12 protein-coding genes are annotated in these 26,092 nt (G+C 72.6%); 2 read left to right on the top strand and 10 right to left on the bottom strand.

The genetic code is table 11. The features are described 5' to 3' along the window. Window positions 1-4: 4 nt before the first annotated feature. Window positions 5-1,447 carry an MFS transporter gene (locus tag ACIHEJ_RS00970; RefSeq protein WP_400131103.1) on the top strand — a complete coding sequence of 481 codons (1,443 nt, stop codon included), beginning with the start codon at window positions 5-7 and terminating at the stop codon, window positions 1,445-1,447. 95 nt (window positions 1,448-1,542) lie between these two features. Here ACIHEJ_RS00970 and ACIHEJ_RS00975 read toward each other — a convergent pair whose 3' ends face one another. From ACIHEJ_RS00975 to ACIHEJ_RS00995, 5 genes are all read right to left on the bottom strand, one after another. Further along, a complete protein-coding gene (locus ACIHEJ_RS00975; protein WP_400131105.1) occupies window positions 1,543-3,267 on the bottom strand; it encodes an acyl-CoA dehydrogenase family protein in 1,725 nt (574 codons plus the stop codon). A gap of 106 nt (window positions 3,268-3,373) precedes the next feature. Then, complete coding sequence (locus ACIHEJ_RS00980; RefSeq protein WP_400131107.1) at window positions 3,374-3,946, bottom strand: PadR family transcriptional regulator; 573 nt, start codon at window positions 3,944-3,946, stop codon at window positions 3,374-3,376. 113 nt (window positions 3,947-4,059) lie between these two features. Beyond that, window positions 4,060-4,827 (bottom strand): thioesterase II family protein, encoded by a 768-nt coding sequence (locus ACIHEJ_RS00985; protein WP_400131109.1) that lies wholly within the window; start codon window positions 4,825-4,827, stop codon window positions 4,060-4,062. 101 nt (window positions 4,828-4,928) lie between these two features. Next, window positions 4,929-6,539, bottom strand: coding sequence for a GMC oxidoreductase (locus ACIHEJ_RS00990; protein ID WP_400131766.1), 1,611 nt, complete (start codon window positions 6,537-6,539; stop codon window positions 4,929-4,931). Between the two features lie 498 nt (window positions 6,540-7,037). Then, window positions 7,038-7,616 carry a LuxR C-terminal-related transcriptional regulator gene (locus ACIHEJ_RS00995; RefSeq protein WP_400131111.1) on the bottom strand — a complete coding sequence of 193 codons (579 nt, stop codon included), beginning with the start codon at window positions 7,614-7,616 and terminating at the stop codon, window positions 7,038-7,040. Window positions 7,617-8,100: 484 nt separating this feature from the next. Between ACIHEJ_RS00995 and ACIHEJ_RS01000 the strand changes: the two genes are divergently transcribed. Further along, complete coding sequence (locus tag ACIHEJ_RS01000) at window positions 8,101-11,604, top strand: BTAD domain-containing putative transcriptional regulator (RefSeq protein ID WP_400131113.1); 3,504 nt, start codon at window positions 8,101-8,103, stop codon at window positions 11,602-11,604. 55 nt (window positions 11,605-11,659) lie between these two features. Here ACIHEJ_RS01000 and ACIHEJ_RS01005 read toward each other — a convergent pair whose 3' ends face one another. From ACIHEJ_RS01005 to ACIHEJ_RS01025, 5 genes are all read right to left on the bottom strand, one after another. Further along, the gene (locus tag ACIHEJ_RS01005; protein ID WP_400131115.1) at window positions 11,660-11,854 is read right to left on the bottom strand and encodes a ferredoxin; all 195 of its coding nucleotides are present in this window, start codon (window positions 11,852-11,854) and stop codon (window positions 11,660-11,662) included. Window positions 11,855-11,898: 44 nt separating this feature from the next. Continuing rightward, complete coding sequence (locus ACIHEJ_RS01010; protein WP_400131117.1) at window positions 11,899-13,113, bottom strand: cytochrome P450; 1,215 nt, start codon at window positions 13,111-13,113, stop codon at window positions 11,899-11,901. A gap of 281 nt (window positions 13,114-13,394) precedes the next feature. After that, window positions 13,395-14,594: a cytochrome P450 gene (locus ACIHEJ_RS01015; RefSeq protein ID WP_400131119.1), complete on the bottom strand. Its 1,200-nt coding sequence runs from the start codon at window positions 14,592-14,594 to the stop codon at window positions 13,395-13,397. A 44-nt stretch (window positions 14,595-14,638) separates the two neighbouring features. Beyond that, window positions 14,639-15,895 (bottom strand): crotonyl-CoA carboxylase/reductase, encoded by a 1,257-nt coding sequence (ccrA, locus tag ACIHEJ_RS01020; protein WP_400131121.1) that lies wholly within the window; start codon window positions 15,893-15,895, stop codon window positions 14,639-14,641. Window positions 15,896-15,975: 80 nt separating this feature from the next. After that, window positions 15,976-26,085, bottom strand: a complete 10,110-nt coding sequence (locus tag ACIHEJ_RS01025) for a type I polyketide synthase (protein WP_400131122.1) — start codon at window positions 26,083-26,085, stop codon at window positions 15,976-15,978. Window positions 26,086-26,092 lie beyond the last annotated feature (7 nt).

Below are 26,092 nucleotides of genomic sequence, written 5' to 3' on the forward strand. Positions count from 1 at the left end.
CCGTATGCCCGCCCTGTGGCACCGTCGTGCGCAGCCGGTCTCCTCCCCGGTCGCCCGGCGCATCATCCGTCTCAACAACGGGTTCCAGCTGCTGTTCAACCTGCTGTGGTGGATGCCGGTCTTCTACGCCTACCAGCGCGACGCCGGTCTGTCCGACAGCCAGATCTTCGGCATCCAGAGCATCTACTACACCGCGTTCTGTCTGTTCGAGATACCGACGGGTGTCGTCGCCGACCGCATCGGCGCCCTCAACTGCCTGCGCGCGGGCGCGGTCGTCATGACAGCGGCGAACATGACGCCGGTGCTGGCCCCGTCGTACACCGGCTTCCTCGTGCACTTCCTCGCCATCGCGGCCGGACGCTCACTCACGTCGGGCGCGGCGAGCGCCTACCTCTACGACGGTCTGCGCGCCGAGGGGGCCGATGCCCACTACCTGAGGGCCGAGGGCACCGCTCGGTCCCTCGGCCTGGCCGCCAAGGTCGTCTGCTGGCCGCTCGTCGGCCCGCTGATGGGGCTGGCTGCGCAAACGCCGTACGTGCTCAGTGCGGCAAGCGCGGCCGGGTCCCTGGGCTGTGCGTTCGCGCTGCCGCACCTCGCGCCGCGCGGCAGGGGCACCCGGCCGGGCGCCTCCGGGCGGCGCGGCGGAACCCTCCTGCGGGACACCGGTGCGGCGCTGCGTGCCCTGCGCGCGTCCCCGTGGCTGCCGCTGCTCATGCTGCAGGGCGTGGCGGTGTTCACGCTGTCGCGCATCTGTCAGGTCAACCTCTTCCAGCCGGTCCTCCTGGAACACGGCATCGGGGAGAGCACGCATGGCAGTGTGCTCGCGGCCATGACAGTGGCCGAAGCGGTGGCGTCGGCCCGTCCCCAATGGCTGAGCCGCCGGATGTCGCCGACCCTGTGGGTGTCCCTGCTGAGCGTGGCGCTCGCCACGGCACTCGCGGGCACCGTCCTGGGCGGCCCCTGGCTCGTGGTGGCGCTGCTGTGCGCGTTCGCCGCGATCACCGGGTTCGTCTATCCCCTGCAGCGCAAGCTCGTCAACGACGCCGTCCCGGCGGACGCGCCGCGGGCCACGCTGCTGTCGGTGGAGAGCATCGTCGACCGCGGCGTGTGCGCGCTGGCCGCGGTCGCCGCCGGAGCGTACCTGGCGGCCGGCCGCCTCGACGCGCTGCTGTGGCAGAGCGCCGCGGTCACCTGCGTGCTGATACCGGTCCTGCACCTCGCGCTGCACCGGCTGGACCCGGCGGGCCGCCGCGGACGGCGCGAGGCGCGCATGCGCGCTCACGAGGGGGGCTTCGGTCCCGTCCCCGGCGCTCCCGTCCCCGGCTCCGGTCGGGATGCCCCGGGCGCTGTCGAGGAAGAACCCAGGAGACCGGACGAGGCGCGGCCGGCGCCGGCAGAGCAACCCCTGCCCCTGCCGGTCGACGAGGGCGTCGCGCCACACCCGTGAACGGTGGGTGATCCACCGTCACCTCGAGGGTCACGCGAACCCCGACCGGGGGCCGAACCGCGTGCGGCTCGGCCCCCGGCGATGCGTGGGCGCGCCTACGGAGCCATCTCGTACGCTCCGGACAACGCCTCGACCCGCTGCCAGACCCGCTGCGTACGTGCCTCGTCGACGACCGGCCGCCGGACCGCGCCCAGGGCCCAGTCCTGCTGTTCCTCGGTCGCCGAGTCCTTGCCGTGCAGTTCGACGGCGTGTGCGGAGAAGTCCCGCACCAGGACGGCGAAGAGTTCGTCGAGCACGTCCTCGTCGAGTCCGGACAGGGCGGCCTGCTCCAGGACGAGCTGTCCGTGCACGACGAGGGCGAAGAGCTGGCCGACCGCGAGGACGAGGTCGAGGTCGCGGCTCTGCTCCGCGTCGGGGGCGGCCGTGGCGACGAACTCGCACAGCGCGTCGGCCTGTTCGCGCAAGCGGGTCACGTTGGGCAGGTGCGCGTACGCGTCGAAGGCGGGCCGCCAGTCGTGGAAGCGCACCGATCCCAGACCGCGGGCCGGCCCCTGCCGGAACAGGAAGTCGTCGTCGGCCGCGTCGAGGCGGGTCGGTACGCCGGGGTACTCGACCGGGTCGAGGAGGTGGCTGCGCATGAACTTCAGGATCAGCGCCAGGTTGACGTGGACCGTGCCCTCGAGCTTCGGCAGACCGCGGATCTCCACGGCCGCCTGGCCGAAGTAGTTGTCCTTCTCGAAGCCCTTGGCCGCGATGACGTCCCACATCAGGTCGATGACCTTCTCGCCCTCCGTGGTCACCTTCATCTTCGTCATCGGGTTGAAGAGCAGGTAGCGGCGGTCGTCCGGGCCGGCGGAGCGGAAGTAGTCGACGGCGCGGTCGCTGAAGTGCTTCATGCCGACGAGCCTGACGTACGCGTCGGTCAGCTCACGCCGCACGTGCGGGAAGCCGGTGACGGGGCGGCCGTAGAGGATGCGGTTGTGGGCGTGGGTGACGGCCTCGTACATCGCGTGCTCGCAGATGCCGATCGAGGCGGTGCACAGGTTGAACTTGCCGACGTTGACGGTGTTGAGGGCGGCGTCGAAGGCGGCGCGGCCGGTGTGCAGGACGTCCTCGGCCGCTACGGGATAGTCCTCCAGGCGGAACTCGCTGACGAACTTCGAGGAGTCCACGACGTTCTTGACCAGGTGATAGGCCGGGTGACGGCTGTCGGCGGCGAAGAACACGTAGCCGTCGGGCCCTTCGACGTCGCTGCGGCGGCCGAAGACGGAGACGAGCCCGGCGGCGTTGCCGTTGCCGATGTAGTACTTGGAGCCGGTGGCCCGGAAGCCGCCGTCGCCGTCGGGCTCGAGCAGCATGTCGGTGGAGTAGATGTCGGCGCCGTGGGCCTTCTCGGACAGGCCGAAGGCGAACACCTCTCCCTGGGCGAGGAGTTCCGCGGCGCGGGTACGAGCCGCGGCGTTGTCGCTCTGCCAGACCGGACCGAGGCCGAGGATCGTGACCTGCCAGGCGTACCAGTAGTCGAGGCCGTAGAAGCCCAGGATCTCGTTGAGCGCGGCTATCCGGGCGGTGTCCCACCGCTTGTCGGCTTCCGCCTCCCCCGCGGCGGACGACGGTGTCAGGAAGGTGGCGAAGAGGTTCTCCTTCGCCGCGAAGGCGAGGAAGTCGCCGAGCCACGCGCGGGTCCGGTAGTCCTCGATCAGCCGCCGCTTCCCGCGCTCCTCGAACCAGTCGACGGTGGCGCGCAGCAGACGGCGCGTCTCGGGGTCGAAGTGCGCGGGGTCGTACGTGCGCGGGTTGAAGAGCAGCTGGTCAGTCATGGGGATGACGCCTTTCGGCTGGTGGACGGGGAAATCGGCACTGTGGCGGCCGGGCCGGCGGGACCGGGAGGACCTGCGGAGGGTGCGGCGGTGAGTGCGGCGGAGTTCAGCTGCCCGTGCGGAACCGGGCCAGTGTGGCGAGCACGTCGTCCAGCCAGTCGATCATCATGCGCTCGTACGCGATGCCGCCGCGCAGGACGACGTGCTGGAGCTCCCGCTCCGCGTCGAGCGGTGCCCGCGGGTCGGGTGCGTCCGCCGCGGGCACCGTGAAGTCCCGTGCCTCTCCCGCGCGATAGTGCGCCAGCCGGTCCCGGTGCGCCTGCCGGTGCCGCTCGACCTCGCGGATCAGGGCGGTCGGGTCGTCGAAGGCGGCGCCCCGGATCTTGACGGCCAGGTCGTGGCGGACGCTCTCCGGCTCGATCGGATCGTGCAGCCAGGAGGACAGCGCGGCCCGGCCGAGGTCGGCGACGCTGTACTCCTTCTTGTCCGGCCGGCCCTGCTGCGGGACGTCCCGGACGTCGACCCAACCGTCGTTCTCCATGCGCTTGAGCACGCGGTAGATCTGTTGGTGGGTCGCGGTCCAGAAGTAGCCGATGGACCGCTCGAACCGCCGGGCCAGCTCATAGCCGGATCCCGGCTGCTCCAGAAGCGACACGAGGATCGCGTGTTCGAGCGCCATGACGCCGATCCTGCTATGCAACTCGTTGCATATCAAGCCTGGCTCGCTGCGATGCGACGTGGCTCACTCTCCGGACGGCCCCCGCCCCGGCGCCATCGGTGCGCAGGCCGGTCCTAGGGCCGGTCGGGCGCCTCCAGCCGGGAGGCCATGAGGCGGACGATCTCCGTCTGGTGCCGGGCCAGGAAGAAGTGGCCGCCGGGGAAGACCTTCAGCTCGAAGGGGCCGGCGGTGTGCCCGGACCAGGCGGCGGCCTCCTCCACGGTGACCTTCGGGTCGTCGTCGCCGACGAGGCAGGTCACGGGGCAGCGCAGGGGCGGCCCGGGTTCCCAGGTGTAGGTCTCGGCCGCACGGTAGTCCGCCCGGACGGCGGGGAGGATCACGCGCAGCATCTCCTCGTCGCCCAGCAGCTGGGGGTCGGTGCCGCTGAGACCGCGCATCTCGGCGACGAGGCCCTCGTCGTCGCGCAGATGCACGGTCTCCTCGCGGTGGGTGGACGGGGCGCGGCGGCCCGAGGCGAAGAGGGCGGCGGGCACGATGCCCCGCTCCTGCTCCAGCCGCCGGGCGATCTCGTAGGCGAGGGAGGCACCCATGCTGTGGCCGAACAGGGCCATGGGCCGGTCGGTCCAGGGCCGGAGGGCCTCGTGGATCCGGTCGGCGAGCGCCGGTACGGAGTCCAGCAGCGGTTCGCTGCGGCGGTCCTGGCGGCCGGGGTACTGCACGCACAGCACGTCGACGCTGTCGGGCATGGACCGGGACAAGGGGAAGTAGAAGCTGGCGGAACCGCCCGCATGGGGCAGGCAGACCAGCCGGACGCGACTGTCGGGGCGCGGGTGGAACCTGCGGATCCACGCGGAGTCGGCCTCGGTGAGCGGGGAGTTCACGGAGTCGTTCCTTTTCGGTTCGGGTTCGGCCCGCCCACCGGGGCGGGGTGGTCACCAGGAGGAGAAGGGGCGGGGCGCGGGCCGGCCCCGCCCACCACTCGTCAGGAAGCCCTGACGTCCTCCTTGATGATGCGCTCGACGTTCCGCTCCGCCAGCGCCGTGATGGTCACGAACGGGTTGACGCCGATACTGCCGGGGATGAGCGAGCCGTCGGTCACGTACAGGTTCTTGTATCCGGCGACGCGCCCGTAGTCGTCGGTGGCCTTGCCGAGAACGCAGCCGCCGAGCGGGTGGTAGCAGAAGTCGTCGGCGAAGGCCTTGATCTGCTTGCCGAAGAGGTCGTACCGGTAGATGGTGCCGTTGGCCTTGTTGATGCGGTCGAACAGCGACTTCGCGGCCGCGACCGCGGGCGCGTTCTGGTCCCGGGTCCAGCGCAGGTCCGCCCGGTCCTTGGCGGCGTCGTAGACGAAGGTGCCGCGCTCCGGGTTCTTGGTGATGGCCAGGTAGAGGCTGACCCAGGTCTCGATCCCGGACGGCAGGGGGGCGATCTCGGCGAAGACGGGGGTGTCCGGGTTGTCCCAGTCGTCGATGCCGAGGGCGGGGATCGACGACTGCTTGCTGCCCGTGGGGTTCCACACGTGGTTGGCCCGGGCGGTCATGATGTTGCCGTTGGGGCCCCAGCCTGCGCCGATCTCGGAGCCGAGGTTCGGGAGAGTGCCGGTCTCCCGGGCCCGCAGCAGCAGTTCGGTCGAGCCCAGGCTGCCGGCGCCGAGGAAGAGGTGGCGGCAGGAGACCTCCTTGGTCGCGAGCAGCTGGCCGCCGGTGTCCCGCTGCTCGACGGTCAGCAGGTAGGTGCCGTCGTTCTGCTGACGGATCGTCCTGACCTGGTGCAGGGTCTCGATGGTGACCTTGCCGGTGCCCAGGGCGGCCGCCAGGTAGCTCTTGTCGAGTGAGACCTTGCCGTGGTTGTTGCCGTAGATGACCTCGGTGGCCAGCGCGGACCTGGGCACCGCGCCGTCCGCCTCACGGCGCATGTAGTCCCAGTCGTAGACGTTGGGCACGAAGGTGGTGCCCAGGCCCGCGTTCGCGGCCTGCCGGCGCGAGACACGCGCGAACGAGTACCACTCGGTCTGCTCGAACCAGCTCTTGTCGACGGTGTTGACCCGGAGGGTGGAGTTCGCGCGCGGGAAGTACGTGGTGTACATCTCGTCGGCGTCGACCCGGGGCAGCACCTCCTCGAAGTACGAGCGCCGGGGCGTGACCGCCATGCCGCCGTTGACGAGCGAACCGCCGCCGACACCGCGTCCCACGTACACGGACATCTGATCGAAGTCGACCCGGTCCAGTACACCGGCGTAGGGCTCGATGTCCCGGTTGGCGAGGTCGAGCCACAGGAAGGAGCCGAGCGGCGCCTCGGTGCGGTTCTTGAACCAGCTGGAGCGCTTGTCGGGCTTGAGCATCCCGCAGAACACGTTGCCGTCCGGACCGGGCTGGTTCCACAGCTGGCCCATCTCCAGCATGAGCGTGGTGACACCTGCCTCGCCCAGGCGCAGGGCGGAGACGGCCGCGCCATAACCGGTGCCGACCACGACGGCGGGGACGAACGTCGCGCCGGAACCGCTGGACGCGGTGGCGGCGGCCGCCCGGGGGGCGGCGGTGATCGTGGTCTGCCCCGCGAGTGCGGCGGCGCCCAGGGCCGCCAGGCCGAGCATACGGCGGCGCGACAGGGGCTGGTGTGCAATCACGCTGTGTCTCCTGAACTTCGGGGAGGGGACGGACGGATGGGGAAGGCCGGCCGGAGCGGTGCGGCCCGGGGGAACGAACCGGGTGGAGACCGCTGGGAGGCCGTCGCCGGGATCCGGATCGGGTGGGCTGCCCCTGTGCGGGGCGGGCCCGGAAGTCTGGTCACCTGGGGGGAAAGAGGGCGGTGCGGTGCGGTGCGGCCGGCTCCCGGGCGCGGGCGGCCCTCAGGCGTGCCTCCAGGGGTCCGCCGGCCGGGCGGCGAGGGGGCAGGACACGGCCGGTTCGTGCCGTCCGGCGGCCCGGAGCCTGCGGCAGGCGCTGGGGAGGTGCTGTGCCGCGGCGCGCCGACTCACTCGAGCCGTTCCGTCATGTGCTTGCCGGGCGCAGGGTGAACGGCGGGTCAGTCGGGGCGAAGGCCGCCACAGTCGTCGGTTCGAGCGGGTGCCGGGCGCGGGCCCCGCGCCCGCTCATTTCACGAAGTCGTCCACGACCTCGGGCGGCCAGGTGCCGACCTTGAGCACGCCCATGGAGTAGGCGCGGGAGACCAGCGCGGCACGGTTGGGCACCTTCAGCTTCCGCAGCAGACAGGTCACGTGGTACTCGACGCCCTGCCGGCTGAGGTACAGGCTCCCCGCCAACGGGACGGTGGAGACGCCGGCGGCGATGCCCTCGAGGATGCGCGCGTCCATCGCGGAGAGGATCTTCTTGCGGTTGGTCACCACACGTGTCCCCTCGGCGTCCCCGGCCGTGGGCATCATGACCAGGATCGCGGTCGTGTCGGGCAGGCCGCCTCGCACCGCGACCGCGGTGAGGGGGACGGTGAAGGCGGACTCCTCGCCCGGCCCCACGGCTATGACGGGCGTGACGAATCGCTGGTGCTTCCCTTCCAGCAAATTGAAGAATTGGCGCACCAGCGGCTGCTGCACGCTCGGGTGCACCACGTCGCGGAAATTGCGGCCGCACAGGTCCTCGGACGAGCCGTTGAACTGACGGAAGAACTCCTGGTTCGCCTGCTGGATGGTCAGAGTTTTATCGAGGCTTGCCATGCACAGGCCCGGAGCTGCAGGTGCTGGACTCAGCAAGAGAGTGCTCCCTGTCACAGTACTTCATGAGGGCGAAATCAAAAGGAAACCGGCGAGCGGCCGCGAAGGCCGTCGCAGGGGCGTCATCGGCCCTGCTACCAGCGGTATCCACAGATGCTGAACATCCTGAAGCACGCCCCTTGCGGGGTGCTGGGCGAGCCGCTGGCGACTCCTTGCCGTCGCCCGCCATCGTTTTCCGGACCCCCTGTCGAAATCCTTGCCGAACACCTGCCGCTTTCTTGCCAATCGATGGCCCTCCAGCCTGGAAGGCGCTTTCTCCATGTCAAGATCCGTGGGAGACAGCGTGAGACCGAGTCAGCGCGAAACCGTCCGCCAGTCAGCCGTATCCACCACAAGGATGGGGACCGTGATGCCCGTACCTCCGACCGTGAACGCGTTACCCGAGGAAGCCGGCCGGACTGATTTCTTATTAAACGTTCTGGGGCCCATGTCGGCGCGACTCGACGGGCATGACGTGCCGCTCGGGCCGCCACGCCGGCGCACCCTGCTCGCCCTGCTGCTCGTCCGCCTCGGCCGCGTGGTGCCCACCGAACTGCTCGTCGAGGAGCTGTGGGGTGACGGAGCGCCCCGTCACGCCGTCGCCACGCTCCAGAGCCATGTCTCCCATCTGCGCAGGGCCCTGCACACAGGGACGGGAACGGGCCGACTCTCGGTGCTGCGTCATCGGACGCCCGGCTACGTCCTCGATCTCGATCCCGAACACGTCGACGCCTACCGCTTCGAACGCCTGGTCACCGACGGCCGGCGGCTGCTGGAGCAGCGCGATCCGCGCACCGCGCATGCCCGGCTCACCGAGGCCCTGGGGCTGTGGCGCGGCTCGCCGTACACGGAGTTCGACAGCCATCCGCCGCTCAGCGACGAGTGCAGCCGGCTCGAACAGATCCGGCTCACCGCCGTGGAGTCCTGCGCGGAGGCTCGGCTGGCCCTCGGCGCGGCCGAAGAGGTCGCCGCCGATCTGGACGGGGAGGCGCGCCGTCATCCCGCACGGGAGCGGCTGGTCGGCCACCTCATGACGGCGCTGTCCCGGCTCGGGCGGCAGGCCGAGGCGCTCGAGGTGTACGAGCGGACGCGTAGCCATCTGATCGAGGAGTTCGGTGTGGACACCGCAGCCGAACTGCGCCGGGTCAGAAACGCGATCCTGCGCCAGGAGCCGGGGGCGAGCGCTCCCTCGAAAAGGCTGATTCCCTCACCACTTGCACCACTTGATCCCACCGGGGCGTCACCCGTCCCGCTCGTGACGAACGAGACCGGTGGCGCGAGTGTGCGGGGCCATGCGGGCTCCGGGGACGGCGGGACGGCGGTCACGCCCCGGGGAAGCGGACGGACGGTGGCGGCCGACGACGCCGGCGCGGCGGCTGTCTCCGGCGCGGCCGTCGAAGGCGAGGGGATCCCGGGGACCGGCGCGCGCCCGGAGGCGCGAACCGATGTGCCGCCGGGCGCGCCGGCGGACGCCGCCGAAGCGCGAGCCGGGACGGGCGGGCGGCGGCCCGCGCCCCGGCCGGAACACGAGCCGGCAGCCGCCCAGGGGGCCGGCGGATCCCCGGAGTCCGAGTCGGGGTGGACGGCTGCCCCTTCCCCGTTCACCGGCCGTAGCCAGGAGCTCGACCGCCTGACGACCGCCGCCGCGAGCGCGGCCGTGGGCCACGGCCATGTGGCCGGCGTCCTCGGCCCCCCGGGGGTCGGAAAGACCCGCCTGCTGCTGGAACTCGCGGCGCGCCTGGAGGGGTTGGACGCGCAGGAGAAGGGATCCGGTCCGGAGGTGGTGTGGAGCCACTGCTTCCCCGGCGAAGGCGTCCCCGCCTACTGGCTGTGGACCCAGATCCTGCGGCGGCTGTCCGCGACCCGGCCCGATGCCTTTCGCGAGGCGACGGAGGCGTACGGCGCCCTGCTCGCCCCTCTGATGCCCGAGCGGTCGGCGGCCCGGGCCGGAGGTCCGAAATGGGCCTCCGACTGGTGCCAGGCCCGCTTCCTCGCGCACGACGCGGTCTGCGAGGTGCTGCTCGCCCTCGCCGGGCAGCATCCGCTCGTGCTGCTCCTCGAGGATCTGCAATGGGCGGACCCCGCCTCCCTCGACCTGCTCCGGTTGCTGAGCACCCGCTGCCAGGGCCATCCGCTCGGCATCGTCCTCACGGCCCGGGCGTTCGAGGCCGAGTCGGACGCGGCGCTGCGCCGGATGGTCTCCGACGTGCTGCGTGGCCCCAGGACCGAGACGCTGCGGCTCGGCGGGCTCTCCCGACAGGCCGTCGGCGCCCTCGTGGAGGCGCATGCGGGGTCCGGTGTGGACCCGAAGGTCGTCGAGGTGCTGCACCGGCGCAGCGAGGGCAACCCGTACTTCGTGATGCAGCTTCTCTCCCTCGTGGGCGATGCGCGCAGACTCCGGCGCCCGGATGCGGTCGACGCGCTCCTCGCTCACATTCCCACCGGCGTGCGCGAGGCGCTGCACCAGCGGTTCATCGCGCTGCCCGAGCCGATCCTGCGGGTGCTTCGACTCTGCGCCGTCATCGGCGCCGAGGTCGACAGCGATCTGCTGCACCGGACCGCCACGCCCGACGAACCGGTCGTCGCGGGTCTTGAGTCGGCCATCCGTGCCGGCCTGCTCGAGGAGGACCCGCACCATCCGGGGCGGCTGCACTTCGCTCACGCCCTGGTGCAGGAGACGCTCGTCGACGAGCTCCCCCGTGAGGACCGTCACCGCCTGCACGCCCGGGTCGCCGACGCGCTGCGCGCGCGCAGGCGCGGGCAGGTGGGTGACGAGGAGATCGAGCGGGTGGCACATCACAGTTGGCACGCCAAGAGTGCGCTGGCCGCCGCCGACGTGCTGCCCCGGCTGCTGCTCGCCGCGGAACACGCCGAGCAGTCCATGGCGTACGAGCAGGTGGAGATCTGGCTGCGACGCGCGGTGCACCTGGTCGGGTTCCTGCCGCCGGACGATTCCGCCACGGTGCGGTTGGAGCAGAAGCTGCACATCCAACTCGGCCAGGTGCTCGCCACCACGCGCGGCTACGGCCACCCCGAGGCCGAGACGGCACTGACGCGCGGTCGCGCTCTCAGCGCGGCCGCTCATGCCCCCGAGGACCCGTCGGTGCTCTGGGCGCTGTGCGCGGCAAGCCTGGTCAGTGGCCGCTACGACGCCTCGCGGCAGTTCTCCGGCCTGCTGCGGGACCTCTCGCGGGAGACCCGGGAGCCCGTGGCGGCGCTCGGTGCGGCGTACGGCGAAGGCATCGTGCTGCACGTGCGCGGAATGCTGCCGCAGGCACTGGCCGAGCTGGAGCGCGGTGTCGGCATGGCGGATCGTTTCGCCAACGAGGGTCACGAGCTGGCTCGTACCTTCCAGCACGACCCACGCGTCTCCTGCCGTTCCTACGACACCTTCACCCACTGGCTCCTCGGACACCGGCAGGCCGCCACCGCGCGCAGACACGAGCTGTTACGCCTCACCGAATACGAGAGCCGGCCGTCCGACCGCTCCTTCGCGCTGTACGTGGACGGGGTCGTGGCGGCCTGGGAGGGTGACACCGGCACCGCACTCGCCTCGAGCGACGAGGGCGTCCGCGTCGCGGGCGAACACGGACTCCTCTACTGGAAGGCGATGCTCGGCGTCGTCAGAGGGTGGGGTCTGGCGCACGCGGGAGATCAGGACGAAGGCCTCGCCCTCATGCACACCTCGCTGGCCGACTTGGGCAAGTCCAGGACGTACCTGCGTCACCCGCTCCACCTGGGCCTGTTGGGCCAGGCGCAACATCACGGCGGGCGGACCGTGGAGGCGAGGTCCACCTTCCGGACGCTGCTGGCCGCTGTCGAACAACGCCGCGAGCGCGTGTACCTCCACCCGGCACTGCCCGCGACCCCGCTGCTCCACGAACTGCTGGACCACGGTGCCGACGAGGCGTTCACGGGCCCGGACCGGGCCGGGCCCGGCTCCGGCCGATGAGCGTGGTGGACCACCCTCCGCCTCGTCGGACGCCCTGCCTCACGGCCGGTGCCGCTCAGTCCTCGCGGATCGCGACCGCCTGTACCGGACACGCCTCGGGGACGTCGTGCACGCGCGGGTCGCCCGCCCCGTCCTCATGTCCCGGAACCAGGGCGACCAGCGCGTCGTCGTCCTGCGTGAAGACGCCGGGCGCGGTCATGACGCACTGGCCGGAGCCGATGCACCGGTCGCGGTCGATGGTGATGCGCATGGTGTGGCCCGCCTCGCTTCCTTCCGTGACTGCCGCCGGAACGCTCACCAGGTGACGGGGAGCTCGATCGGGCCCTGGGCGTCGTGGCCGGCCTTGATGGGCACCTCGTTCAGGGGTACGGCCGGCCGCAGGCCCGGGATGCGCGCGAAGAGCGTGCCCAGGGCGATCTCCAGTTCGGCGCGGGCGAGGTTCTGCCCCAGGCACTGGTGGATGCCGTGCCCGAAGCCGACGTGGTGACGCGCGTTGCGCCGGGCGTCGAAGACGTCGGGGTCCGCGTACGCCCTGGCGTCGCGGTTCATCAGCGTGATGGAGACCAGCACGGCGTCCCCGGCCTCGACGGTCGTGCCGCTGACATCGATGTCCTCCTTGGCCATCCGGACCATGTAGTCGGAGACGGAGGTGAACCGCAGCAGTTCCTCGACCACTCCCGGCACCGCGGCGGGGTCGTTGCGCAGCACCTCGATCTGCTCGGGGTGCTGCATGAGGGTGAGGGCACCGAGGGCGATCGCGTTGACGGTGGTCTCGTGGCCGGCCACCAGCAGCACCAGCGCGATCATGACGACCTCGTCGTGGTCCAGCTCGCCCTCCTCCAACTGGCGTGCGATCAGCTCGTCCAGCAGACCGTCCCCCGGCTCGGACAGCTTCTTCCGGACCAGGCCGTGCAGATACGTGCACAGCTCGGCGAAGGCCGCGTCGGCCTGTGCCGACGTCGCGGCGCCCACGAAATTGCGGGAGCACTCCTCGAAGAAGTCGTGGTCGCCGTACGGGACGCCGAGGAGTTCGCAGATCGCCATGGAGGGGACGGGCAGGGCGAAGGCCGACACCAGGTCCGCCACCGGCCCCTTGGCCAGCATGTCGTCCAGGAGCCGGTCGACCAGGCTCTGCAGCCTGGGGCGGATGGCGTTCATGCGCTTGACGCCGAAGCTGGGGATCAGCATGCGCCGTTGCCGGGCGTGCAGGGGGTCGTCGACGCCGATCAGCGGGAACGCGAGCCCGCCGCGGCCCTCGGTGCGCTGGACGACGACGGGGAAGCCCGGGTGACCCCAGTCGGAGGACAGCCGGGGATCGGCGAGCAGCGCCCGGCCCTCGGCGTGCCCGGTGATCAGCCAGGCCGGTCGGCCGTCGAACAGCGTGACCTGCGTCAGCGGGCTCTCGCCCCGCCACTGGGCGTAGGCCTTCGGCGGCTGGTACGGGCAGGTCCTGTCCTGGGGGAAGGACGGGGCCTGCGTTCCGGTCGGGCGGATGTCGGTGTCGGTCATGTGGTGCCTTTCGAACAAGGGGCGGTGCGGGCGTGCGTCGATGCGTGAACGGCTGGGGAAGGGGTCTCGGTGCGTGTCGACGGGGCGCCCGCGGCGAGCGCCGGCCATCCGGTCGGCGCGAGGGCCGCGGCGGCGGGAGAGTCGCGGCGGTGCGAGCACCGGCACACGGCGTCTCGCTGCCTGGCAGCCGTGCGCCCGGGGCAGCGCAACTCCTCGCGTGTGCGGCGGTGTCGGCCGCCCCGGGCGCCGGTCTCCCGAGGAAGTGGGCCGTGGTGCGGAGGTCACCAGGTGACGGGCAGCTCGTGCACGCCGTAGAAGACCATGTCGGTACGGAAGCGCAGCTCCTCGACGGGCTTGGCCAGGCGCAGGGTCGGGAAGCGGCGGAACAGGGTCTCGAAGACGATCTGCAGTTCGATCCGGGCGAGCTGCTGGCCTATGCACTGGTGCGCGCCGAAGCCGAAGGCCAGATGCGGGGCGGGGCGGCGGGTGATGTCGAAGCGCTCCGGCTCCGCCACGAAGGCGGGGTCGAAGTCGGCGGCGAGGACGTGCGCGACGACCTGCTCGCCCGCGGCGATGCGCTCGCCGCCGAGCTCGACGTCCCGGGTGGCGACGCGCTCGCCGCCGAACTGGCCGATGGTGAGGTAGCGCAGCAGTTCCTCGACCGCGTTGCCGACCAGCGACGGGTCCTCGCGCAGCAGGGCCAGCTGGTCGGGGCGGTCGAGGAGCAGCGCCGCACCGAGGCCGATCATGCAGGCGGTGGTGTCGTGGGCCGCGATCAGCAGAGTGCCGGCCGCGTTCATGAGGAACATGTCGTCGACGACGCCGTCGGGGTCCTCGGTGGTGATCAGCGCCGAGATCAGGTCGTCACCAGGAGCGGCCCGGCGCTCCTGGACGAGCTGGTAGAGCAGCCCGCCCAGGCGCATGCCGGCGGCCTCGGTGGCGGCGGCGTCCTGGTCGACCCGCATCATCGCCTCGGCGATCTCCTGGAACTCCGCCCGGCGCTCGACGGGGACGCCGAACAGGTCGGAGATCACCATGGAGGGCACCGGGTTGGCGAAGGTCTTCACCAGGTCGACCGGGCCTCCCTGTGCCTCGATGGCATCGAGGTGTTCGTCGACGATGCGCTGGATGTTCGGCCGGAGCGCCTGCATGCGCCGGACGGTGAACTCCTTGGCGAGCAGCTTGCGGTCCGCGGTGTGCTCCGGCTCGTCCTGCCACAGCAGGCTGCCGCGGCCCGGCTTCTGGGTGACGACACCGTCCTGGGTGTGCAGCGCGTGGGGCACCTGGACGCTGAACGAGGGGTCGCGCAGCAGGGCGCGCACCTCCTCGTAGCCGGTCACCAGCCACGCCTCGTGGCCGCTGGTGAAGGTGGCCCGGGTCACCGGGGCGGCCTCCCGGATGCCGGCGATGCCGTCCGGCGGCAGGAACGGGCAGCTGCGGGCCTTGGGGACGGCGGGCGCTGCGGCGGTGGGCTCGGGCATGACTCTCCTAGAGCTTGTGGAAGGGGGGCGGTACGGCGGGAAGGTCAGGCGGCGGCGAGTTCGAGCGTCGACTCGCCGCGCCGGGGCGCGTTCACGAGGACGGCCATGTTCCCGGAGGGGTGCACGTTGTCGTGCATCATCTGGTGCATGCGCCCGATGTCCTGGAAGCCGTCGCAGACGGACAGGCAGGGGTCGAGCATGCCGGCGCCGACGAGGTCGATGACCTCGCGGCACTGGCGGGTGTCGGCGTAGTGCGAACCCTGAAGGCGCTTGGAGCGCATCCACAGGTGGCGCAGGTCGAGGTCTCCGTTGTAGCCGGAGGTGCCGCCGCAGATCACCACCATGCCGGCGTTGTCGCACAGGTACATCGAAGTCGGCAGGGTGTCCTGGCCGCTGTGCTCCAGCACGATCCGCGGGGACTTGCGCTCACCGAGGATCTCCCAGATCTTCTTGCCGACCCCGCGTGCGCCGCGCAGGAACCGCACCGACGCCTCGGCGTCCCCGACATCGGGCAGCCGGCCCCAGTGGTCGAAGTCGCGGCGGTTGACGGTGCCCGCCGCCCCGAGGCGGCGGCAGTACTCCGAGCGGTCCTCGCTGGAGACCACGGCGATCGGGATGCCGCCGGCCAGCCTGACGAGCTGGATCGCCATCGAGCCGAGGCCGCCCGCACCGCCCCAGATCAGCACGGGGTCGCCGGGGCGGACCGTGTTGCCCTGCCAGCCGAACAGCTGGCGGTAGGCGGTGGGTCCGGTGAGCAGGAAGGCCGCCGACTCCTCCCACGACAGATGGGCGGGCTTGGGGTGGCACTGGTACTCGTCGACGCGGCAGAACTGTGCGAAGGAACCGTAGTTGGTCTCGTACCCCCAGGCCTTGATGCTCTCCGACACCAGGGGGTCCGTGCCCATCCGGATGTCCTCGGCGGTCTCGTCCCACTGGCCGCTGGTGAGCAGCACGTGGTCACCCACCTTGACGCTGCGGACCCCTTCGCCGACGGCCCACACCACGCCGGAGGCCTCCGAGCCGCCGATGTGGAAGTCCTCGGGCTGGCCCTGGCGCTGCCGCATCCCGATGACGTCGACCGGCTTGCCCAGCGAGGACCACACGTTGTTGTAGTTGATGCCGGCGGCCATCACGTAGACCAGCACCTGGCCCCGGCCCACCGAGGGGGTGTCGACGACCTCGGTGCGGAACGCCTGCTTCGGCTCACCGAAGCGGTCCTGGCGGATCACCGAGGCGTACATCTGCCGCGGAACCTCGCCGAGCGGCGGGGTCTCGCCTACCTCGTAGAGAGCCTTCGTCATGATCTGTCTCCCACATCTGCTCTGTCCCGGGTCCGGGGTGCTCGCGGTGGTCGCGAGCCGGTCATGCGGTCGTTGCGTCCTCAAGGTGCGGCGGGGCCGGAGGAGCCCGTGACGACGTCCGCCAGCCAGGAATCCACCGCCGCCGCGGTGGTGGCGGCGTGGTCCTCCACCATCGAGTAGTGGTTTCCGGGCACTTCGACGACCGTGTCCATGTGCTCGGGCGGGGCCGCGCGCCCGTCGCCGTCCGCGGCACCGGGCAGCATGGGCTCGCTCGCCCGTACGAGCAGGGTCGGCGCGGTGATCTCCGGTGCGGCCCAGTCGTCGAACAGGCGCATGTAGCGGCCCATCGCGGTGAGTTGTTCACCGCCGGACCTCATGAAGTCCAGGCGCTGCGCCTGCGCCTGCGCCATCGCGTTGAGCACCTGGTGGTCGAAGGGGATCTCTCGGCTGAAGCTGTCGACCATCACCACGGCCGCCGGCTGCTCGCCCATGGCCTCCAGGTGTGCCGCGACGCCGTGGGCGATCCAGCCGCCCGAGGAGTAACCGAGCAGGACGACCGGCTTTCCGCCGGCGCACTCCCGTACGGTCCGCGCGTGCAGCCGGAGCACGGCGTCCGGATCGGACGGGACCGGCTCGCCCTTCTCGTAACCGGGGTTGACCAGCGCCCACAGGTCCAGCCGGTCACGGAACGACGCGGCGAACCGCGCGTACTGGTGCGCCCCGGCCGGTACGACGTACGGCGAGAAGCACATCAGCGCGCAGGGACGGTCGCCCTGCGCCAGCCGTACCGGGGCGGGCCACTGGGCCAGTTCCTCGGGCCTGTCGAACGAGGGCCGGAAGCGGGCCGCCTCCATCAGCATCCCCATGGCCTCGGCGGCGGTCCCGTTCTCGCTCGCGTGCCGGTAGAGCTGCACCAGCATGTCGGCGGGCCGCTCCTGCGCCGCGCCGAGGTCGGCGCCCTGCAGCCGCGTCAGCAGGTGCTTGGCGAGTCCGGCGGGCGTGGGATGGTCGAAGGCCAGCCCGGCGGGCAGGCGCAGACCGGTCGCCGCCGCCAGGCGCCGGCGCAGGTCGATCGCGGTGAGCGAGTCGAAGCCGAGTTCCAGGAAGTGCGCGGTGGGCAGCACGTCCTCGGCGGACGCGTGCCCGAGGACCACGGCGCTCTGCGAGCGGATGTGTGCCAGCAGCCGCTCCTCCCGCTCGGCCGGGGCGAGTCGGGCGATCTCGGTGGCCAGTGCCGCGCCGGCACCGGTCTCCCCGTCGCCGGGCTGCTCGGCCTGCTCGGCCTCCAGGAGGCGCTGTACGTCGGGCAGGTCGGCGAGCAGCGGGCTGGGGCGTCCCACGGTGAAGGCGGGCAGGAACCTCTCCCAGTCGATCGGGGCGACGGTGAGGGCCGCCTCGTCGTGGTCGACGGCCTGGCGCAGCGCGGAGATCGCGAGCTCGGGGGCCATGACGCCCAGGCCCCGCTTCTCGCCGCGTTCCTGGACCGCGTCGTCGACCATGCCGCCGCCCGCCCAACCGCCCCAGGCGACCGAGGTCGCGGTCAGGCCGCGGGCCCGGCGCCGCAGCGCCAGGGCGTCGAGGAAGGCGTTGGCACAGGCGTAGGAGGCCTGCCCGCCGCTGCCCCAGACGCCGGCGCCGGAGGCGAAGAGGACGAACGCGTCCAGTTCACGGCCGGCGAGCAGCTCGTCGAGGTGGACGGCGCCGGTGACCTTGGCGGCGGCGGCTTCGGCGAACTCCTCGAGCCCGGCGTCGGCCAGCATGGACGACCGTGCCGTGCCGGCGGCGTGCAGGACCGCGGTGAGCGGGTGCCGGGATTCGATGCCGGCGAGCAGTCGGGCGACCGCATCGCGGTCGGCGATGTCGCAGGCGGCGATGGTCACTTCGGCGCCCAGGGCGGTCAACTCCGCGTGGAATTCCCGCGCGCCGGGGGCGTCGGGTCCGCTCCTGCTGGTGAGCACCAGGTGCCGCGCGCCCGCGCCGGCCAGCCAACGGGCGAGATGCCGGCCCACTCCGCCGGTTCCGCCGGTGACCAGGACGGTGCCGCGAGGCCGCCACGGTGTCGCGGGCTTACCGTCGGCGGGCCGGGCCCGGACCATGCGCCGGCCGTACACGCCGTCGGCACGTACGGCGAGTTGGTCCTCGTCGCTCTGGGCCAGCACTCCGGCCAGGCGGCGCAGCGCGTGCTCGTCCAGCTTCTCGGGCAGGTCGACCAGACCGCCCCAGCGCCGGGGCAGTTCCAGTGCGGCGACGATGCCCAGGCCCCACAGCTGTGCCTGACCGGCGTCGCGCAGCGGGTCGCCGGCTCCGGTGGACACGGCTCCGCGGGTCGCACACCACAGTGGTGCCCGGACGTCCACGTCGCCCAGCGCCTGCACCAGGGTGACGGTCGTGGCGAGGCTCGCGGACAACGTCGGGTGGGCGGGGTGGCAGCCCGGGGCGAGACCGAGCATCGACAGGACACCGGCGGGCTGTTCGCCGTCGAGTTCCTCGGCGAGCAGGCGCGCGGCCTGTGCCCGGTCGCAGTCGACCGGGAGTTCCACGACGCGCACCTTGGCGCCGTGGGCGCCGAGCACGCCGACGACGCAGGGCGGCCACTGTCCGTCCGCCAGCCCGGCGGGGAGGACGGCGAGCCACAGGCCGTCCAGGCCGGGGGCCGGGTCGTCGGTCAGCCGCCGGAAGGAGACGCGGTAGCGCCAGCCGTCCACCGTGGACTTCTCGCGGCCGCGCCGGCGCCACGCGGACAGCACCGGCAGCGCCGGGCCGACGAGGGCGGCGTCGTCCTCCCCGAGTTCATCGGCGAGCCCGGACAGGTCCGAGTTCTCCACCAGCTCCCAGAACCCGGCCTCGACCGGATCGGCGGCCGCGGGCACCGGGTCGGCGCTCTCCAGCCAGTACCGCTGCCGCTGGAACGCATACGTCGGCAGGTCCACGCGCCGTTCCGGACGCCCGGTGAAGGGGACCGTCAAGTCCACGTGTACGCCGCTCACGTGCAGTTCGGACACGGAGCGCAGGAAGCGGTCCATGCCGCCCTGGCCCCTGCGCAGCGAGGCGCCGGTCACGGCGTCGGCACCGGCCTCCTCCGCGATCTCCTGCACCGCGTCGGCCAGCAGCGGGTGCGGGCTGCACTCGACGAACACCCCGTGCCCGTCGGCCAGCAGCGTCCGTACGGTCGCCTCGAACTCCACCGTGTGCCGTGCGTTGCGGTACCAGTACCCGGCGTCCAGGGCGGTGGTGTCCAGCACCGTGCCGGTCACCGTGGAGTAGAAGGGGACGTCCGCCGTGGTCGGCGCGACCGGGGCCAGCAGCTCCAGCAGTTCGGGGCGCAGGCTCTCGACCTGGGCGGAGTGCCCGGCGCCGGTGGCACCGCGGACCTTGCGCACGCGCACGCCCTCGGCTTCGAGTTCGGCCAGGAGTGCGTCGACCGCGTCGGGCTCTCCGGAGACGGTCAGGGCGGCGGGCCCGTTCACGGCGGCGACCGACAGCCGGTCCCCGTACTTCTCCAGTCTCGCGCGGGCCCGGTCGGCGGGCATGGCGACCGCGAGCATCGCGCCCTTGCCGATGAGTTCGGTCAGCGAGCGGCTGCGCAGGGCCACGATCCGGGCCGCGTCGTCCAGCGTCAGCGCGCCCGCGACGTACGCGGCGGCGACCTCGCCCTGCGAGTGGCCGACGACGGCGGCGGGTGTCACACCGTAGGACCGCCACAGGGCGGCCAGGGACACCATCACCGTGAACAGGGCGGGTTGGGCGACCTCCACCTCGGTCACACTCGGCGCGTCCGGCTCGGCGCGCAGGACGTCGAGCAGCGGCCAGTCGAGGTAGGGGGCGAACGCCTCGGCGCAGGCGGTCGCCTGCGCGGCGAAGACCGGTGCGCCGTCCAGCAGTTCACGGGCCATCTCCGTCCACTGCGAGCCGTGGCCGGGGAAGACGAAGGCGACCTTGCCGGAGGCGGCGGCGGTGCCCTGGACCACGGATTCGGCGGGTTCGCCGGTGGCGAGCGCCGCGAGGCCTGCCCGCAGCTCGGGCCGGTCGCGGCCGACGACCACGGCCCGGTGTTCCAGTTGCGTGCGCGTGGTGACGAGGGCGCGGCCGACGTCGGGCAGGGAGAGTCGTTCGGTGCGGTCGAGGTGGTTCAGCAGGCGGCCGGCCTGTTCGCGCAGGGACCGGGCGGTCTTCGCGGACAGCGCCCACGGGAAAACGTCCGGGGGCGGGGCGGAGGTCGCGTCCGGTGACGTGGGGTTCTGCTGGTTCTCGGCGGCGGTCGCGTCCCGCACCGCGGAGGGCTGCTCGTGCTCCGCGGTCTGCGGGGCCTGCTCGATGATGGTGTGCACGTTGGTGCCGCTCAGCCCGAAGGAGGAGACGGCCGCACGCCGTGGCCCGTCCCGGTCGGGCCAGGCGGTCTGCTCGGTGAGCAGGCGCACGTTCCCGTCGGCCCAGTCCACGTCCGGGGCCGGCTCGTCGACGTGCAGCGTCTGCGGCAGGATGCCGTTGCGGATGGCCATCACCATCTTGATGACGCCGCCGACGCCCGCGGCCGCCTGCGCGTGGCCGATGTTGGACTTCAGCGAGCCCAGCCACAGCGGCCGGTCCGCGGAACGCTCCTTGCCGTACGTGGCGATCAGCGCCTGCGCCTCGATCGGGTCGCCGAGCCGGGTACCGGTGCCGTGCGCCTCCACGGCGTCCACCTCGTCCGGGGTGAGCCGGGCGTTGGCCAGCGCCTGCCGGATGACCTGCTGCTGGGCCCTGCCGCTGGGGGCGGTCAGGCCGTTGGAGGCGCCGTCCTGGTTGACCGCGCTGCCCCGTACGACGGCCAGGACCTCGTGACCGTTGCGGCGGGCGTCGGACAGCCGCTCCACCAGGACCAGGCCCACGCCCTCGGCGAAGCCGGTGCCGTCGGCGGAGGAGGAGAACGCCTTGCAGCGGCCGTCGGCGGACAGCGCGCGCTGCCGGCTCGACATCGTGAACGCGGACGGCCCGGCCATCACCATCACGCCGCCGGCCAGTGCCATCGAGCACTCGCCGCCCCGCAGCGCCTGTACGGCGAGGTGGAGGGCGGTGAGCGAGGACGAGCACGCGGTGTCGACGGTGACCGAGGGCCCCTGCAGGCCGAAGGTGTAGGAGAGACGGCCGGAGAGGACGCTGGCCGCGGTGCCGCTGGGGAGGTAACCCTCGACGCCGTCGGGCACCTTGAGCGGGCGGCCGGTGTAGTCCTGGTAGCCGGAGCCGACGAAGACGCCCGTGGCGGTGGAGCGCATCGTGTGGGGGGCGATCCCGGCGCGCTCGAAGGTCTCCCAGGCGGTCTCCAGCAGCAGGCGCTGCTGCGGGTCCATGGCGACGGCCTCGCGGGGGCTGATGCCGAAGACCGCGGGGTCGAACTCGTCCGCGTCGTGCAGGAACCCGCCCTGGGTGGTGTACGTGGTGCCGGGGTGGTCGGGGTCGGGGTGGTACAGCGCCTCGACGTCCCAGCCGCGGTTGCCGGGGAAGCGGGAGATCGCGTCGCGGCCGGAGGCGACCAGCTCCCACAGGTCCTCGGGCGAGCGCACGCCGCCGGGGTAGCGGCAGGCCATCGCGATGACGGCGATCGGCTCCTCCAGCACCGCGGCGGCCGCCGCGGGAGTGGCCGGTGCGGGCGTGGCGGCCGGGTCCTGGCCGCCGGTGAGTTCGGCGCGCAGGTGGGCGGCGAGGTCCGCGGCCGTGGGGTGGTCGAAGACCAGCGTCGCGGGCAGGGCGAGGCCGGTGGCCTCGTTGATCCGGTTGCGCAGTTCCACCGCCGTCAGGGAGTCGAAGCCGAGGTCCCGGAAGGGCCGGTCGGGGTCGACGGCGCCCGCCCCGCGGTGGCCGAGGACGGCGGCGGCGTGCGTCCGCACGAGGTCCACGAGGGTGCGTGCGCGGTCCTCCTGCGACAGCCCGGCCAGACTCTCGGCGAACACCCCTGATCCGGGGCCCGAGTCGGAGGTGTCCTCCGCGAGCGTCGCGCGCACCTCGGGGAGGTCGCCGAGCAGTGGGCTGGGCCGGCCGACGGTGAACGGCACGATGAAGCGCGCCCAGTCCACGTCGGCCACGGTCAGCAGGGTCTCGTCGCGGTCGAGCGCGCGCTGCAGGCAGCTGATCGCCGATGCGGGGGTCATCGCGCGCAGGCCACGGCGGCGCAGCCGCTCCTCGTCGTCACCGTCCTCGACCATGCCGCCGTCGGCCCAGGGACCCCAGGAGACGGCGGTCGCGGTGAGGCCGCGGTCGCGGCGCTGCCGGGCGAGACCGTCGAGGAAGGCGTTCCCGGCGGCGTAGGCGGCCTGGCCGCCGCTGCCCCAGACGCCGGAGACGGACGAGAAGAGGACGAACGCGTCGAGCTCCTGATCGCCCAGCAGTTCGTCCAGGTGCGCCGCGCCGCCGGCCTTGGCGGCGAGCGCGGCGGCGAAGGCGGCCGGGGTGACGGCGTCCACCGTGCCGGCGTCGGCGACCCCGGCGGCGTGCACGACGGCGGTGAAGGTGTGCTCGGCGAGCAGGGCCGCCACGGCGTCGCGGTCGGCCACGTCGCAGGCGGCGAGCGTGACGCGGGCGCCGAGCTCCTCGAGTTCGTTCCGCAGGGCAGCGGCGCCCGGGGCGTCGGCGCCGCGGCGGCTGGTGAGGACGAGGTGTTCGGCGCCGCCGCGTGCCAGCCAGCGGGCGACGTGGCCGCCCAGCGCGCCCGTACCGCCGGTGATGAGGACGGTGCCGCGCGGCTGCCAGCGGCGGGTGGCCGGCCGTGCCGGTGCGTGGGCGAGCCGCCGGGCGAAGACGCCTGAGGGGCGGACGGCGAGCTGGTCCTCCTCCCACCGGCCCGACAGCGCCTGTGCCAGCACGTCGGCCAGGCGTGCGGCGACCTGGTCGTCGAGGGACTCCGGCAGGTCGATCAGGCCGCCCCAGCGCCGGGGCAGCTCCAGGGCGACGGTGCGGCCCAGGCCCCAGACCTGGGCGTGCCGGGCGTCGCGTACGGCGTCGGAGCCGCTCACGGCCACCGCGCCCGAGGTGAGGCACCACAGCGGGGCGTCGACGCCCGCGTCGCCCAGGGCCTGGACGAGCAGGAGGGTGGGCAGCACCGGGTCGCCGGTGACGAGGAGGGACAGCACACCGTCGACCGGCCCGATCCCGGCCAGCTCCCCGGCCAGTGCGGCACGGTCGCGCGCCGCGCCGACGACCAGCGTCTTCAGCGTGGCGCCGCGCGTGGTGAGCACGGCGCGGACCGCGGCGGTCCGCTCGTTCTCCTCCTCGGGCACGGCCAGCAGCCAGGTGCCGCCGATGCCGGCCGGAGCGAGACCGCCCAGGCGCTGCCACGACTCGCGGTAGCGCCGGTCGTCGACGGCGGACTGCTCCTTGCGCTGCCGCCGCCACGACGACAGCCTCGGCAGCACGTCCCTGAACGCGTCCCCTGCCCCGATGTCCAGGGTCCCGACGAGGGCTTGCAGGTCCTCGCGCTCCACGGTCTCCCAGAACTCCGCGTCCACCGGGTCCACCGGCGTGGCGGCAGCGGCGGGCTCCGGGGCGTCGACCCAGTACCGCTCGTGCTGGAAGGCGTACGTCGGCAGGTCGATCGTCCGCGCACCGGCGAAGAAGACGCTCCAGTCCACCGCCACGCCGTGGGTGTGCAGGTGCGCGAGAGCCGTGACGAACGCCTGCCGCTCGGCGCGGTCGGCGCTCAGCACCGGCACCGTGACGGCGTCGTCCAGGCAGCCCTGCGCCATGCCGCTGAGGACGCCGCCCGGGCCGATCTCGACGAAGGTCCGCACGCCCAGGTCGTGCAGGGTCCGGACGCCGTCGGCGAAACGGACGGCCTCGCGGACGTGCCGGACCCAGTATGCGGGGGTGTAGGTCTCGACGAGCCGGCCCGTGAGGTTGGAGACGACGGGTAACTGCGGCTTCTCGAAGGCGAGGCCACGGACGACCTCGGTGAACTGCTCCAGCATCGGCTCCATCAGGGGCGAGTGGAACGCGTGGCTGACCTTCAGCCGGGACGTCCTGCGGCCCTTCTCGGCGAAGGCAGCGGCGATCGCCAGGGCCTGCGTCTCGTCGCCGGAGACCACCACCGACGAGGGGCCGTTGACCGCGGCGACACTCACCCCGTCGGTGAGGAGGGGCAGGACTTCCTCCTCACCGGCCTGCACGGCGACCATCGCGCCGGCCGCCGGCAGCGCCTGCATCAGCGCGGCCCGGGCGGACACCAGCTTCGCCGCGTCGGGGAGGGACAGCGCGCCGGCCACGTGCGCGGCGGCGATCTCCCCCACGGAGTGACCCATGACGAACTCGGGCCGCACACCGAAGGATTCGAGGAGCCGGAACAGGGCCACCTCGACCGCGAAGAGCGCGGGCTGGGTGCACCCGGTCCGGTGCAGCGTTTCGGCATCGACGTCGACAGGGGCTCCGAGGTGCGCGCACACCTCGTCGTAGGCCGCTGCGAAGACGGGGAACGCCGCGTACAGCTCGCGTCCCATGCCGATGCGCTGCGAGCCCTGCCCGGAGAAGAGGAAGCCGGTCCTGCCGCCTGCCGGCCGCCCCAGGAGCACCCGGGGCGAGGGGGTTGCGGCGGCCACGTCCTCCAGCCCCAGGAGCAGTTCCTCGCGGCTGTCCCCCACGACCGCGGCCCGGTGCCGCATGGCCGCGCGGGTCGTGGCCAGCGACAGCCCGACGTCCTGCGGCCGGGCCTCGCCCCGGGCGAGGGGCAGCAGCCGGGCCGCCTGGGCCCGCAGCGCCGCGTCGCTCCTGGCGGAGAGCACCCACGCCAGCGGGCCTTCGGCGGGTGCCCCTGCGGGCTCGTCGTCCGGGGCCGGTGCCTGTTCGACGATGGTGTGGGCGTTGGTGCCGCTGACGCCGAAGGACGACACCGCGGCACGGCGCGGCTGATCGGTCTCCGGCCACTCCACGGCCTCGGTCAGCAGCCGCACCGCGCCCGCCGACCAGTCCACGTGCGGCGTCGGCTCATCGGCGTGCAGCGTCTTCGGGAGGACGCCGTGGCGCATGGCCATGACCATCTTGATGATCCCGCCGACACCCGCGGCAGCCTGCGCATGGCCGATGTTGGACTTCAGCGACCCCAGCCACAGCGGCCGGTCCTCCGGCCGCTCCCGGCCGTACGTGGCGATCAGCGCCTGCGCCTCGATCGGATCACCCAGCGTGGTGCCCGTACCGTGCGCCTCCACGACGTCGATCTGGGCGGGAGACAGGCCGGCCGAGGCCAGCGCCTGCCGGATCACCCGCTGCTGCGCGGGTCCGTTGGGCGCGGTCAGACCGTTGGACGCACCGTCCTGGTTCACCGCGCTCCCCCGCACCACGGCCAGCACCCGGTGTCCGTTGCGCACGGCGTCGGACAGCCGCTCCACCAGGAGCATGCCGACGCCCTCGCCCCAGCCGGTGCCGTCCGCGCCGGAGCCGAACGCCTTGCACCGTCCGTCCGGGGCCAGCCCACGCTGCCGGCTGAACTCCACGAACGCGGTGGGCGTGGTCATCACCTGCACGCCGCCGGCCAGCGCCATCGAGCACTCGCCGCCGCGCAGCGCCTGGATCGCCCAGTGCAGCGCCACCAGCGACGAGGAGCACGCCGTGTCGACGGTGACGGCCGGTCCTTCCAGGCCGAGGGTGTAGGCGATGCGGCCGGACATCACGCTGGCGGAGTTGCCGGTCCCGAGATGACCGTCGGACTCGCCGCCCACCCCGACCAGGAGGTTGACGTAGTCCTGGTAGCCGGAGCCCACGAAGACCCCGGTACGGCTGCCACGCACCGACTCCGCGTCGATACCGGCCCGCTCGAACGTCTCCCACGAGGTCTCCAGCAGCAGACGCTGCTGCGGATCCATCGCCACGGCCTCACGCGGACTGATCCCGAAGAACCCCGGGTCGAACTCCGCCGCCTCGTACAGGAATCCGCCCCGGCGCGTGTACGTCTTCCCCGTCGCCTCCGGGTCCGGGTCGTAGATGCCCTCCACGTCCCAGCCCCGGTCCGCCGGGAAGTCACCGACCGCGTCACCGCCGGAGGCCACCAGCTGCCACAGGTCCTCGGGCGAGCGCACCCCGCCCGGGTACCGGCACGCCATGCCGACGATCGCGATGGGTTCCTGGTCCTTCTCCTCGACCTCGCGAAGGCGCTCCCGGACCTGACGAAGGTCTCCGGTGACACGCTTGAGATACTCGAGAAGCCTGTCTTCGTTGCTGCTCATCCGCCTCATCCGTCCT

This window comes from Streptomyces sp. NPDC052301 (assembly GCF_044593395.1).
GTDB lineage: Bacteria > Actinomycetota > Actinomycetes > Streptomycetales > Streptomycetaceae > Streptomyces.

What these genes read in the sequence shown, in the direction of transcription:
- ACIHEJ_RS00970 (WP_400131103.1), top strand. Translation starts at nt 5, where the DNA reads ATGCCCGCCCTGTGGCACCGTCGTGCGCAGCCGGTCTCCTCCCCGGTC.
- ACIHEJ_RS00975 (WP_400131105.1), bottom strand. Translation starts at nt 3,267, where the DNA reads ATGACTGACCAGCTGCTCTTCAACCCGCGCACGTACGACCCCGCGCAC.
- ACIHEJ_RS00980 (WP_400131107.1), bottom strand. Translation starts at nt 3,946, where the DNA reads ATGGCGCTCGAACACGCGATCCTCGTGTCGCTTCTGGAGCAGCCGGGA.
- ACIHEJ_RS00990 (WP_400131766.1), bottom strand. Translation starts at nt 6,539, where the DNA reads ATGCTCGGCCTGGCGGCCCTGGGCGCCGCCGCACTCGCGGGGCAGACC.
- ACIHEJ_RS00995 (WP_400131111.1), bottom strand. Translation starts at nt 7,616, where the DNA reads ATGGCAAGCCTCGATAAAACTCTGACCATCCAGCAGGCGAACCAGGAG.
- ACIHEJ_RS01000 (WP_400131113.1), top strand. Translation starts at nt 8,101, where the DNA reads ATGTCGGCGCGACTCGACGGGCATGACGTGCCGCTCGGGCCGCCACGC.
- ACIHEJ_RS01005 (WP_400131115.1), bottom strand. Translation starts at nt 11,854, where the DNA reads ATGCGCATCACCATCGACCGCGACCGGTGCATCGGCTCCGGCCAGTGC.
- ACIHEJ_RS01010 (WP_400131117.1), bottom strand. Translation starts at nt 13,113, where the DNA reads ATGACCGACACCGACATCCGCCCGACCGGAACGCAGGCCCCGTCCTTC.
- ACIHEJ_RS01015 (WP_400131119.1), bottom strand. Translation starts at nt 14,594, where the DNA reads ATGCCCGAGCCCACCGCCGCAGCGCCCGCCGTCCCCAAGGCCCGCAGC.
- ccrA (WP_400131121.1), bottom strand. Translation starts at nt 15,895, where the DNA reads ATGACGAAGGCTCTCTACGAGGTAGGCGAGACCCCGCCGCTCGGCGAG.
- ACIHEJ_RS01025 (WP_400131122.1), bottom strand. Translation starts at nt 26,085, where the DNA reads ATGAGGCGGATGAGCAGCAACGAAGACAGGCTTCTCGAGTATCTCAAG.